Source organism: Roseibium sp., from assembly GCF_039982295.1.
Lineage (GTDB): Bacteria > Pseudomonadota > Alphaproteobacteria > Rhizobiales > Stappiaceae > Roseibium.
Window position 1 is genome coordinate 61,655 of the sequence record NZ_JBDWYP010000049.1, and the last position, 12,915, is coordinate 74,569.

At 57.2% G+C, this 12,915-nt stretch carries 8 protein-coding genes; 3 read left to right on the top strand and 5 right to left on the bottom strand.

The annotated features are described in order from the left end of the window. Window positions 1-26: 26 nt before the first annotated feature. Window positions 27-1,034 carry a phosphonate ABC transporter substrate-binding protein gene (gene phnD / locus ABJZ52_RS09880; protein ID WP_348191174.1) on the bottom strand — a complete coding sequence of 336 codons (1,008 nt, stop codon included), beginning with the start codon at window positions 1,032-1,034 and terminating at the stop codon, window positions 27-29. A gap of 25 nt (window positions 1,035-1,059) precedes the next feature. Beyond that, complete coding sequence (gene phnC / locus ABJZ52_RS09885; RefSeq protein ID WP_348191171.1) at window positions 1,060-1,884, bottom strand: phosphonate ABC transporter ATP-binding protein; 825 nt, start codon at window positions 1,882-1,884, stop codon at window positions 1,060-1,062. A 250-nt stretch (window positions 1,885-2,134) separates the two neighbouring features. Here phnC and tyrS point away from each other — a divergent pair, with 250 nt between their 5' ends. After that, complete coding sequence (gene tyrS, locus ABJZ52_RS09890) at window positions 2,135-3,388, top strand: tyrosine--tRNA ligase (protein ID WP_348191168.1); 1,254 nt, start codon at window positions 2,135-2,137, stop codon at window positions 3,386-3,388. A 53-nt stretch (window positions 3,389-3,441) separates the two neighbouring features. Here the strand turns inward: tyrS and ABJZ52_RS09895 are convergent, their stop codons facing one another. Next, entirely contained in the window at window positions 3,442-6,735 is a 3,294-nt protein-coding gene (locus ABJZ52_RS09895) for an AsmA-like C-terminal domain-containing protein (RefSeq protein WP_348191166.1), read from the bottom strand. A 216-nt stretch (window positions 6,736-6,951) separates the two neighbouring features. On the opposite strand from ABJZ52_RS09895, the gene bcp reads away from it, so the two are divergent. Both bcp and ABJZ52_RS09905 read left to right on the top strand, forming a co-directional pair. Then, window positions 6,952-7,419, top strand: a complete 468-nt coding sequence (gene bcp, locus ABJZ52_RS09900; protein ID WP_348191163.1) for a thioredoxin-dependent thiol peroxidase — start codon at window positions 6,952-6,954, stop codon at window positions 7,417-7,419. A 285-nt stretch (window positions 7,420-7,704) separates the two neighbouring features. Then, window positions 7,705-9,039 carry a peptidoglycan DD-metalloendopeptidase family protein gene (locus tag ABJZ52_RS09905; protein ID WP_348191160.1) on the top strand — a complete coding sequence of 445 codons (1,335 nt, stop codon included), beginning with the start codon at window positions 7,705-7,707 and terminating at the stop codon, window positions 9,037-9,039. 74 nt (window positions 9,040-9,113) lie between these two features. On the opposite strand, the gene prfB is transcribed toward ABJZ52_RS09905, so the two are convergent. Continuing rightward, a protein-coding gene (gene prfB / locus ABJZ52_RS09910) for a peptide chain release factor 2 (RefSeq protein ID WP_348191157.1) occupies window positions 9,114-10,245 on the bottom strand; the annotation gives its coding sequence in 2 pieces (ribosomal slippage) (window positions 9,114-10,175 and window positions 10,177-10,245; 1,131 coding nt in all). A gap of 142 nt (window positions 10,246-10,387) precedes the next feature. Next, on the bottom strand, window positions 10,388-12,841 hold the full coding sequence (locus ABJZ52_RS09915) for a penicillin-binding protein 1A (RefSeq protein ID WP_348191155.1): 2,454 nt from the start codon (window positions 12,839-12,841) through the stop codon (window positions 10,388-10,390). Window positions 12,842-12,915 lie beyond the last annotated feature (74 nt).

Below are 12,915 nucleotides of genomic sequence, written 5' to 3' on the forward strand. Positions count from 1 at the left end.
ATGCGTTTCAACTCGATGCGGTGTGTTTACTTGCGTGGGCGTGCAGCAGCAGCAGCGCGGATTTCCTCGATGCGAGTGTTAATCTCGAGGATTTTCGCAGTGCGCTCGTCATCGGAGTAGGTTGTGTCGGCTTCGATAGACATGCGCTGACGGATCTGATCCATTTCGTAGAAAGGCCAGAGCTGTGCGTTGGAAGACGGAACGAATGGCCCCATGTCAATCAGGGCGAGGATTTCGCGGGCTTCGGCAACCTCTTCGTCTGTTCCAAGACGGCCGTAGCTCATGAAGAAGGACAGAATGTCAGCCTTCAGCTGCTTGTCCAGTTCCGGGCGCCAGGCCATAGGATCGGAGGCGATCAACGGCGAGCGCCAGATTTCTTTCAGCTCGGCGAAGAGTTCAGGCTTTGCATTCTTCAGGCGGGAATACATGCCCGTGGAAGATGCAACAGCTGCATCAACCTGCTTTGTGGCAGCCGAAATGAGATTTGTCTCGTGGTTGGCGTTGCGAACCGTCTTGAAGCAATCCTTGGGATTGACGCCTTCCTTGGCGAAAACGAAGGTCGACGGAACCAGGAAACCCGATGTGGAGTTCGGATCACCGATACCGAAGTTGAGCGTCTTGTCGCACTTCATGACATCTTCGTAGGTGAGACCGGAATCCTTGTGCGTGATCATCACCGACCAATAGCCCTTGTCACCTGTGGACTCGGTGGTTTGGGCGAAGATCTCAGCCCCGGCGCGATCGACAGCAACCATGGCGGACTTGTTGCCGTACCAAACAACGTCAACCTTGTCGAAGCGCATGGCTTCGATGACCCCTGCGTAGTCAGACGCGAAGAAAGGTTTCACAGGACGGCCGATGGACGCTTCCATGGCGGCCAACAAAGGACCCCATTTTTCGCGCTGCGCGGAGCTGGATTCCGTCGACAGAATGCCGAAGAACAGCTCATCAGGGTTCTCGCGTTCAGCAAGTGCCGGCGTTGCAAGGCCGATCATGACAGCTGCAGACGCAGCAAGACGTGCAAAGAGTTTCATCGAAGGCATCTCCTGTGGGGATGTATCAGGCCGTTGCCGTCATTGGCTCGGTCCCGAAGTCGTCGGCATCAGGCAGAACGAGTTCCTCGCTTGCCTCTCCGTAAATGTCGCGAAGAAACTGGGTGGTCAGTTCACGGCTTAGGCCGTCAAAGACGACCTGCCCTGCCCGCATGGCGATCGTGCGCTTGCAGTAGCGCCGCGCGTATTCGACCTGATGCAGCGACACCAGAACCGTGATGCCGTCTTCTTGATTGATTTGCGAAAGAATGCCCATCACGCGCTTTGCCGATGCCGGATCGAGTGACGCAATCGGCTCGTCGGCGAGAATGACCCGTGCGCCCTGCACCAGCGTTCTGGCAATGGCGGCGCGTTGCTGCTGCCCGCCCGACAGGGTAGAAGCGCGCTGGCGCGCCGTATGAGCGATGCCGACCCGGTCCAGCGCTTGCATCGCGAGTTGGCTCTCCTGCTTGCGGAAAAGACCCAGCACACCTCGCAACACGGGCATTCTGCCCAGCAGGCCGGCGAGCACGTTGTTCAGAACGCTGAGCCGTGGCACCAGATTGAACTGCTGGAAAATCACACCGATATCGGTGCGGGCAGTCGCAATATTGCGGGAAATCCGGCCGCCTTCCTGGACAATGGCTCCATCAACGACAATCTTGCAGCTACCGGCATTCTTGTCAGCCGGCACAAGACCCGAGATATGGCGAATGAGAGTGGATTTGCCGGAGCCGGACGCGCCAATCAGAGCCACCATTTCTCCCGTTTCAACGGTAAGGCTGACCCGATCAAGCGCACGCGTTCCCCCGCGATAAGTCTTCGATAGTCCTGAAATGCCGATCGCGCTCATGTCCACCCCTTCCGAATACGGGCGGGGACATACCAATTTCCGCTGACAGCTGAGTGAAGGATATATGTCCAAACGGCGAAACCCGCCCAAAGGCAGGAAAGTTGCCCGGTCTTGCGTGATCAGCGCCTGAAAACGACACGGCGTCATTTTTTTGCCCGACCACGTGAAATCCGGAGCAACATCCGATATAGCGGGACCAATGTATTCCAGGTCGCGATCGTCGGCCCGCCGTTACGGGAAAAGTTGCAAAATGAGCGAGTTCAAGTCGGAGTTCCTGAAGGTCCTTTCAGAACGCGGGTTCATTCACCAGATTTCAGACCCAGCCGGGCTTGATGAGCTCTGCGCAAAAGAAACGGTCACCGCCTATATCGGATTCGATTGCACAGCACCCAGTCTCCATGCCGGCTCGCTCGTCACCATCATGATGCTTTACTGGTTCCAGCAGAGTGGTCACCGGCCAATCGCCCTGATGGGCAGTGGAACAACACGCGTTGGCGATCCGACCGGCAAGGACGAAAGCCGCAAGGTCTTGACCGATGAAACAATCGAGGAAAACAAGGCTGGCATCCGCAAGGTTTTCGAAAAGCTTCTCACCTTCGGCGATGGCCCAACCGATGCCTTGATGCTCGACAACGCGGATTGGCTTCTCAAGCTCAACTACATGGATTTCCTGCGCGACATCGGACGCCATTTTTCTGTCAACCAGATGATCCAGCGCGACTCTGTCAAGCTTCGCCTGGAGCGTGAGCAACACCTGTCCTTCCTGGAATTCAACTACATGCTGCTCCAGGGTTATGACTTTCTCGAGATCCACCAGCGGACGGGCTGCCGTCTTCAAATGGGCGGTTCCGACCAGTGGTCAAACATCCTGTCCGGCGTAGATCTCATCCGCCGAAAGGAAGCGACGGAAGCCTTCGCGCTGACTGCGCCGCTTCTCACGACCTCATCCGGTGCAAAGATGGGCAAGACGGCCGCAGGCGCCGTTTGGCTTAATGAAGAACAACTCTCCGCCTATGACTACTGGCAGTATTGGCGCAACACCGAAGATGCCGATGTTGAAAAATTCCTGAAGCTCTTCACCATTCTCCCGCTGGACGAGATTGCCCGCCTTGCGAGCCTGGAAGGCGTCGAGATCAATGAGGCGAAGAAGGTGCTGGCCACTGAAGCAACGGCCATGATCCATGGCCGCGAAGCCGCCGAAGCAGCAGCAGAAACCGCCCGCAAGGCCTTTGAAGAAGGCGCAATGGCCGAAGGGCTTCCGAGCATCGAGGTTCCCCAGGCAGAACTGGAGGCAGGCGTCGGTGTTTTGAGCGCGTTTGTGACCGCAGGCCTGTGTGCTTCCAACGGCGATGTCCGGCGCAACATCAAGGGCGGAGCGGTGAAAATAAATGACAAGGGCGAGCAGAACGACAAACGCCTGCTGTCCATGGCTGACGTGACCGAAGATGGCGTGATCAAGCTTTCCCTAGGCAAGAAAAAGCACGTTCTTCTAAGGCCGGTCTGAGCCGGACAACACCTTGCAGAGACTGCGAAGGCCGGTTTGCGAACCGGCCTTTTTTATTGAAACTCGAACATCTTGCGGAAAATACCGGGCGCGATTGCAGAGATCGGATTGACCGATAGAACAGGATCCGAAAGCTCACCCGACAGACGGTAGGTGACACCAATAAGCCCCTCCCCGGATGAACCTCCAAGAGCGAACCCGAGCAGCGGGATATTGGCGAAGATGTTGTTCAACGCATAGATCGGAACAAAGGTGCCGTTCAGGTCCATGGTCTGCGATGTAAGATCCACGGTTCCCGATACGGTGCCTCCGATCACGGCGCCTTTCAGGCCGCCTTTCGAGATCGTGAGCGTCTGGCCGGACCGCGTGAAAGCAATATCAAGTGTGTCGAAGGAGGCCTCACCAACACCGCCGCCACCCGTCGCGATAACCACCGATCCCTGTTGCCTTCGCTGAAGCAGGTTTCTCTGCTCCGTCAGCTTGCGGATGGCTGGGTCCTCAGTGATGGAAAGGCCCGTCACGTTGAAGGTACCATCCCAGGTGGTGTGATCGGCCATGGCCACATCCAAGCTCCCTCGGCCGCCACGCATACGCTGATAGACATCGAGAAATTTCAAAAGAGCGCCCGAGTCCTCAAATACTCCCTCGGCAACACGTCCTGAACCGCTGGAGGCGTCGTTAATTTCAAAGCTGAAGGGCGCACGGCCATTCAAAAGCCCCGTCACATCCGCTGAGGTTAATCCCTTCGCGTCCGTCTCGATCACTCCGGAAAATTTCTCGATCCCAACGCCGTTGAAACCGGTCACTCGCGCCAAATTGGCTGTGACAGCCAAGCCTTTGGAAAAGTCTGAAGTTCCCGCACCCGACTTGGGTTTGCCAACCTCCCGGATCAGGCCGCGTGCATCAAACTCTTCCCCCGCCATCGCAATCTTGAAACGGCCATCGCTGCCACGTGTGATCGTCAGGGACGCGTCATCACCGCTTCGGAGTTGAAACCTTGAGAACGATGCTCTTTGAAGGTCCCCGTCCAGGGAAAGGGTCATCGTGCCGGTCACGTCAACGCCGTCGGACACAAGTTCGAAATCTTGAACCCTGCGCTCTGCATCCGTTTCAATCAGTCGGAATGTAGCTGCCGCAGGAACACCGGACGCCTTCTCCCAACCAAGCGCATCCAGCCGAATGCTGGTCTTGGTGAGATCCACGTCAAAGGTCTTGACGCCATCCACATCCTCGACGGTCATCAACATGGAACCTTTGAGAAAGGCAGTCAGATCAACGCCACGCGCCTTCAGCTGATCTGCCGTGACATCCAGAACGACCCCCTGTCGCGCCTGGACATCTGATCCTCCGAGCGGCAGGAGCAGATTGATATCGGCAGGTAGTCCATCAAGAACACCTTTCCCGACAATAGCGATCTGCGTCTGGTCAGCGTCGACCTCGACATTTGCACGCTCAATCTTGTGCCCCTTGATCGGTTTGCTGGAGGAGAAGTTTTTAGACGTCGCCTGCGCCCGCCACATGATATCAGCAACATCAATCTTTTTGCGCAAACCGAATTCAGCCTCGATCCGCATGGCACCTTCGCCGGAAATACCGTCTGTTTCCACCTCGGCGCGTTGCATCACGTGAAAGGGATCACTGTCGATGATCTCAGCAATGTCCTTAGCCTCACCGTCCAGTTTGATATCCAGAACACCAAGCTTGTTGTCTCTTTCGCGCAAGCGCAGGATCTTGAAAGTCGCCTCGGGCACGGCAACGATGCCGCCGCCTTCGACGCTCGACACTCCATCTTGGCCATTTACCGTCAGAACTTCATTCGCAATCGAGACCGTTCCAGAAATACCCGATACGTTCGGCACATCGCCTACAGGCTGAATCTCTGCGCCTGAAAACGAAAGCTCCAGTCCCAGATCATCACCAGACCAGCCCGGGTCGGGATTGGCTGGATTAAAAGCGGGCGGGCGCACAGCTCCCTGAAACGTGACATGGTCCACATGCCCGTCCAGAACACGATCGATAACCCAGCGCCTCGCCGGCGGCACCAGCGTGATCGGCCAAACCTGCTTGGCAAGCCCGATCGGCAGGTCTTCCCCCTCTAGCGCAAGAGCCAAGTAGGGCCCGTCCGAACGGATCTCGACAGAGCCTGAAGCAAAGAGCTGGGCCGGACCAGCGGCCAGCCCCGCCTTGTCGAAAAAGAACGTTCGTTCATCCGGAACAAAACGCCCGGCCAGCTGGAACGTGTCAATTGCGATTGGCGCGAGAGGAACATCCGAAGACCCGAACTGGGCCCTCTCGGTCGCAAGCGTCAGGTCCCAATCATCACCTGGCTTCAGCGGTGGCTGGATGTGACCATCATAAAAGATCTGCGTATTTCCATAGATGATGTGCGACGTCCCGATCCGGATGCCGGGAACCTCCGGCAACCATTCCAGCGACAGGGCAACGTCATCAAACCGGACAGACGTGCGTCCCATCTGGAACCATCCGTCGTTGATGCGCCCGACGAGATTTGCAGACAGGAATTTGCCGTTCTCATCAAACCGGCTGTCGAACCTGGCGCTCAGCGGCAGTCCCATGCCCTTGCCACTCTTCAACTCGCTGTCCGGGCTGAGGAAATCACCGAGTGTGACATCCTTGAACAGGACCGCCAGACGCCTTTGTTCCGTGTCGCGGTCGGCAGGTCGTCTCATCAGCTGAATTTCCCAGGGACCAACTCGGCCAGCCACGCGAGCAGTCGCGTCAATCCTGTGGTCATCGCGCCGGGTGATTTCTGCATCGATACCGTTGAACGAGCGCGCGAGTGCCCCTGTGATCTCCAGATCCCCATTAGCCACATGGACCCGCGCCAGATTGCGACGCGCAAATTCGCTGTCGACGACATCTGCAACCCGATCAATCGCCTCCATGAGATGCGCCATCTCCGGCAACTCCCGTTCACTCTCGGGCACACCCAGAATGATCTTCGGACGGTCGAGCTGCAGTGAAACGAAATGGATCTCTCCGGTCAGAAGCGATCTACCGTTAAGGGGCGCCTCGACCCGTGGAAGGATAATCTCGACCGGCACATCGCCTTCAAGCTGCAAATGAGCATCACGCACGACCACACGAATGCCATCGTCATGTGTGAAATCAAGCGAAGCGTCGACAATGGAAAGTTTTGCAGGTCCCTGGCTTGCCTGTTCCGCCATGAAGTGCGCCAGCATGGGGACATGAACCGGACCACTGAGAATGGCATAGACGATAATGCAGAAACCAAGAAGCAACAGGAACAGAGAGGCGACAAGGGTCCTTCGGAGCCAACTGTTACTGACGTTCTCTGCCTTGTTTGCCTGGTTTCGCCTGCCCATGAACGTCTTGATTACCTGTAGCCTGTCGGCCCCGCACAGTATGGCCCGCCCTTTGGACAGCAGGCTCTTTATTACTCCGGAATCGTCCACCGGGAATTGAATGAGTCGATCCGCGACCTATGATACCTCCAAGAGGCAAAAAAGTAACAATGTACTTGGAGGTCTCGCACATTCCGCCAAGGCTTTAAACCATTGAGTGTGACAGAAGGAGGGCACATGAGCGAATTGGACACAGGCACAACAGCCCCTGACTTTGACCTGGAGGGCGATGGCGGCGAACGCATCAAGTTGTCGTCGCTCCTAGGCAAACCGGTTGTCGTGTACTTCTACCCCAAGGATGACACGCCGGGCTGCACAAAAGAAGCCATCGCCTTCACCGGTCTCATGCCGGACTTCAGTGCAATTGGCGCCACAGTCATCGGCATTTCGCCTGACACCGCTGCAAAGCACGACAAGTTCAAGGCCAAGCATGATCTCGAAGTCCGGCTCGCTTCCGACCCTGAACAGAACGCCTGCAACTCATATGGCGTGTGGATCGAAAAATCGATGTATGGCAAGAAGTATATGGGTGTCGAACGCTCAACGTTTCTCATTGGAGCAGACGGAAAGATCGCAAAGATCTGGCGCAAGGTAAAGGTTCCCGGACATGCGGAAGCCGTCCTGGAAGCAGCCAAAGATCTCTGAAAAGGGCCGGCAGCAGGTCATTTGAACAACGACCTGCTGCTTCAAACCACAGCGCCACGCCACGTGCGCCGAGGCAATGCGAATCTCTTTCAGTGCCGGTTTCTCTTCCAGGGACGGTCCTTATGACCGAAAGCGTCATATCGGATCCAATCTGAAGCGTGTCTATATCTCTGAAAACGCAAGGTTGTTCGACAAAAACTGTTTCGAAGGGTGACCGAAAAACAGGCTTTGTTAACCTTACCGATATCTAATCATACTCGATTTTGACGTTGCAGTAATCGAGTGATGCCTTTGACCCTTTTCAGTCAAGACAAGCCCTACCGGCACCATTTCGCACTACCAGGTGCAGAGCATCAGCCATCCGCGCATTCCCCCGAGCGCAGATGGCCGCTGACGCTCAGCTCGAGAACAGCAATCGTTCTTGCGTCTTTTATGTCGGCCTTGACCATTGGCGCAGTCGGAACTGCAGGCTACTGGGTTTTGCGCGGGGACATGCTGGAGACCGCGCAATCGCGCCAGGCAGACATTGAGACCGCTTATCAGGATCGAATCGAAAGGCTTCGGGCTGAAATCGACCGTCTGAACAGCCGTCAGGCGATCGATCGCGAAAGCGTCGAGCTTCAGGTTTCCGATCTTATCCGGCGTCAACAGACGCTCAACCAGCGCCATGCCGTTGTGACCTCTCTGATGAAACGCGCCGAGCGCAATGGTATCCAGCTCGCATCATCCAGAATTCTTCCAGCGAAGAAGCCGGAAACGGTTCCGGATCCTCTGGCAACCGTGGCGGAAGACGCCGAACTCGCGATCGGCGGCGAACCGGAACTGCTTGAAAACCCATTGAAAGCACTGGGTTTGCGTGGTTCGTCCAGCACCATGCCGGATGAGCCAGTGAAACCGCTTGCCCCTACACCCGGTGAGCAGGCGGCGCTGGATCAGGTGGAACAGGACATCCTTGCGATGAACCAGGAAAGCGTATCGGCCCTGGATGCGCTCGCAGTCGCGACGGAAACGCAAATCGACACCATCCTGGCAGCAACAAGACCGCTTGGCGTCAACCTGACGCCGACAGGCTCAGCTTCGAGCCGCAGTGGTATTGGCGGACCTTACATTCCCTACACCGGTGGTGGTTTTACCGGTCGTGTCAAACGCGCCGAGCGCGCCTTGACGGCTCTCGACAGTTTGAAAACGGCGGCCAAGCGCCTGCCAATTAGCCGACCGATGCAGAACGTAAGGATTTCGAGCCATTTCGGCCCAAGAATTGATCCATTCCTGGGCAAGATCGCCATGCATACGGGCATGGATTTCAAGGCTTCCTATGGAGCACGCGTATATTCTTCTGCGCCGGGAACAGTCGTTCATGCCGGTCGTAAAGGCGGCTATGGCAACCTCGTTGAAATCCGGCATGCGAACGGGCTGGTCAGCCGCTACGCCCATCTGAGCCGGATGCATGTCTCCAAGGGAGATCATGTATCGAACGGCGATGTGATCGGCAATGTCGGCTCAACTGGCCGATCCACCGGACCGCATCTGCACTATGAGATCCGCATGGGGAAAGAACCGCTCGATCCAGCGGCATTCGTAACCGCCGGTGATCGGCTCTCGAAACTGATCGAAAGCTGACGCCAATAGACTGAAACAAAAAAAGAGCCGCTGAATAGCGGCGCTTTTTTTGTTTCTGGTCGTCATTCAAAAACTCAGTCGATGTCTTCAACTTCGGCGGCGTCTCCACCGAAGACACGCTGCGCCAGTGACGCCTCCATGAACTTGTCCAGATCACCGTCAAGCACGTCCTGGGGCGATGTGCTCTCAACACCTGTTCGAAGGTCCTTGACCAGCTGATAGGGCTGCAAAACGTAAGAACGGATCTGATGCCCCCATCCAATGTCCGTCTTCGATGCCTGCTCCTGGTTCGCCGCTTCCTCACGCTTCTTCAGTTCAGCCTCATAAAGGCGCGCCTTCAGCATCGACCAGGCAGTTGCCCTGTTCTTGTGCTGCGACCGCTCGGACTGGCACTGCACCACAATCCCGGTGGGCTGGTGGGTGATGCGAACGGCAGAGTCAGTCGTATTGACGTGCTGCCCGCCGGCACCTGAGGCGCGGTAGGTGTCGATCCGGCAATCGCTCTCATTGATGTCGATGTCGATCGAATCGTCGATGACCGGATAGACCCAGGCACTGGAGAAGCTCGTGTGCCGCCTTGCCTGGCTGTCGTAAGGCGAAATCCGCACAAGCCGATGAACACCAGATTCGGTCTTCAGCCAGCCGTAGGCATTCTCGCCCTTGATCAGCAAGGTCGCAGATTTGATGCCAGCTTCTTCACCGTCATGGTACTCGAGCACCACAACCTTGAAGCCGCGTTTTTCAGCCCAGCGACGATACATGCGCAAAAGCATGGAGGCCCAGTCCTGGCTCTCCGTGCCCCCTGCCCCGGAGTTGATCTCCAGGTAGGTGTCGTTGGCATCGGCTTCGCCAGACAGCAGCGAATTCAACTGCAGCTCGTTGACCTTGTTCTTAAGGCCGCGAAGTGCCTCTTCCGCATCAGCAATGACCGATTGATCGTCTTCCATCTCGCCGAGTTCGATCAGTTCGATGTTGTCGGCAAGGTCCTGCTCGAGACCGCGTACACCGTTGATGCCGTCATCAAGCTGCTGACGCTCTCGCATCATTTTTTGCGCCTTCGCCGGGTCATTCCACAGTTCGGGATCTTCCGAGGCAGCATTGAGTTCATCTAGGCGGACAAGGGCTTGATCCCAGTCAAAGATGCCTCCTCAGCAGGCTTATGGCCTGCTTGATTTCATCGACGATGGCTTCCATTTCGGCGCGCATCGGATACCTCGCTTGATTAAGTGAAAGAAGCCCGGCTCCATGCCGATCAGATCGGGCGACAGAACCGGGCAGCAATGTGGTGCCGGACATTAGCGATCACGGCTTCAGCTGTAAACAGGTCAGAATACGACCGTCAGGGCAGCTAGTAGAGACCACCCGTCCCGCTCAGGACAGCCTGCCCGGCTTCCGGAGAGACTGTCCGCGGGACACCCATGTCGTCTTGAAACCCGATGATCGAATAGCTGTCCGGTGGCGCCATACCTGGCTTGAATGCCTCCAGGATTGTTCCTGGCGTTCCAGCCGCGGCGCGAAGCCCGGTACGGCGGTTGATCGGGATGAGTTGCAGGCCCTTGGGAACCCGGAACTCGACCGGAGGCTTGGCATCGAGAGCGGCCTTGACGAACTCCGTGAAGATTGGCGCGGCAACCTGACCACCGGTCGCACCGCGCCCCATGGGCTTGGGCGTGTCATAGCCAACGAACACACCGACGGCCAGGTCAGGCGTGTACCCCATGAACCATGCGTCTTTTTCGTCGTTGGTCGTACCGGTCTTGCCGGCAACCGGACGTCCTACCGCGCGAACGCTGGTCGCCGTTCCGCGCTGAACCACGCCTTCCATCATCGATGTGATCTGATAGGCGGTCATCGGATCAAGGATCTGCTCGCGGTCATCGATCAGTGTCGGCTCTTCCTGACCAGCCCAGTCATCTTGCGTACAGCCATCGCAAATCCGGCTATCATGCTTGAAGATCGTGCGGCCATACCGATCCTGGATCCTGTCGATCAAGGTCGGACGGATCTTGCGGCCACCATTGGCGATGGTCGCATAGGCAGCCGTCATCCGCATGACCGTGGTTTCACCAGCCCCGAGCGACATCGAGAGAACCGGCAACATATTGTCGTATATGCCGAAGCGCTTGGCGTATTCGGCAACGAGCGGCATTCCCATGTCCTGAGCCAGCCGAACGGTCATGACGTTCCGCGAGAGTTCGATACCCGTGCGCAGTGTCGACGGGCCGTAGAACTTGCCACCGTAGTTCTGTGGCCTCCACGTCCCAAGTCCCGGCCCCTGACTGATTTCGAGCGGCGCATCCATCACCACGGACGACGGCGTATAGCCATTGTCGAGAGCGGCTGCATAGAGAAATGGCTTGAATGAAGATCCGGGCTGCCGATAGGCCTGCGTGGCGCGGTTGAACTCGCTCTGCGCAAAGCTGAAGCCGCCGACCATGGCCAGAACGCGTCCCGTGTACGGATCCATGGCAACCAGGGCGCCAGAGACCTTCGGCACCTGCCGCAGCTCATAGCTTCCAGGCGCGACGGGACTTTCCTGAACATAGACCACATCGCCGGGCGCCAGAACGTCTTCAACGGCTCGCGGCTCCCGACCGGAAACCCGGGCCCACTTCATGGTTTCCAGGAACAGCTTGCCGGTGATGCGCTCGTCGGACAGCTTGCCATTGACCAGCTTTGAGGGCTGCAGACCAACATCCGCCGCAGCACCCGCACCGCCAAGGACAACGGCGAGACGCCACTCGGGAATATCAGCCAGCGCTTCAATCTGACCAAGCTCAACACCCCAGTCGCCGTTGATCGCAATCTTGTCTACCGGACCGCCCCAACTGCCCCGTTTGCGGTCGAAGCTCATCAAACCATCTTGAAGAGCCTTGCGTGCCAAAACCTGCAGTTTGGGATCGAGGGTGGAGCGAACGGAAAGTCCGCCTTCATAGAGCCGGTTCTCGCCATAGATCGACGCAACCTCCCGGCGCACTTCCTCGGTAAAATACTCGGCGGCAAAAAGTTGGGTTCCAGTGTCGCGCGGCGTGACCGTCAGCGGCTTGGCCTTGGCCTCTTCACCAGCCTCAAACTCGACATAGCCGTTTTCCACCATCCGGTCGATGACCCAGTTGCGGCGCGCGATCGCGCGTTCACGCTGGCGGAACGGGTGATAGTTGTTTGGGGCCTTGGGAAGAGCTGCCAGATAGGCAATCTCTTCAAGGCTCAGCTCATGGACGGACTTGTCGAAATAGAGCAGCGAGGCTGCAGCTACGCCATAAGAGCCGATACCGAGGTAGATCTCGTTGAGGTAGAGTTCGAGGATCTCGTCCTTGGTGTAGGCCTGTTCGATCCGCAGCGCGAGAATCGCCTCCTTGATCTTGCGCTCAAAAGACACTTCATTCGTCAGAAGGAAGTTCTTCGCGACCTGCTGGGTGATGGTCGACGCCCCTTCCGGACGACGGCCCGTGCCGATATTCTGCGCGTAGCGAACCACGGCACGTGCAATCCCCTCAGGATCGACACCGATGTGTTTGTAAAAGTTCTTGTCTTCCGCAGACAGATAGGCCTGCTTCAGCAGATCCGGCATGGCCTGAATTGGCAAAAACATGCGTCTTTGGCGCGCATATTCGGCCATAAGACTCCCATCCGCCGCATGAACGCGGGTCATCACCGGAGGCTCGTAATTCTTGAGCGCGGTGTAATCCGGCAGGCCTTCGTTCAACCGCTCCAGATAGATCCACACGCCAGCTGCAACCAGCAGACCGACGGCGGCTCCGATGCCGAACAGATAGCCAAAAAACTTCACAAGGAATTTCATACTGCGGGCTCGTCTTTCACCGGCCATTGTGGTTGCGCGCGTTCTATAACAACACCTTCCACGAAGGCACCGGC

Coding starts and splice junctions, on each gene's coding strand:
- ABJZ52_RS09905 (WP_348191160.1), top strand. CDS start 7,705: ATGCCTTTGACCCTTTTCAGTCAAGACAAGCCCTACCGGCACCATTTC.
- phnD (WP_348191174.1), bottom strand. CDS start 1,034: ATGAAACTCTTTGCACGTCTTGCTGCGTCTGCAGCTGTCATGATCGGC.
- ABJZ52_RS09895 (WP_348191166.1), bottom strand. CDS start 6,735: ATGGGCAGGCGAAACCAGGCAAACAAGGCAGAGAACGTCAGTAACAGT.
- bcp (WP_348191163.1), top strand. CDS start 6,952: ATGAGCGAATTGGACACAGGCACAACAGCCCCTGACTTTGACCTGGAG.
- ABJZ52_RS09915 (WP_348191155.1), bottom strand. CDS start 12,841: ATGAAATTCCTTGTGAAGTTTTTTGGCTATCTGTTCGGCATCGGAGCC.
- tyrS (WP_348191168.1), top strand. CDS start 2,135: ATGAGCGAGTTCAAGTCGGAGTTCCTGAAGGTCCTTTCAGAACGCGGG.
- phnC (WP_348191171.1), bottom strand. CDS start 1,884: ATGAGCGCGATCGGCATTTCAGGACTATCGAAGACTTATCGCGGGGGA.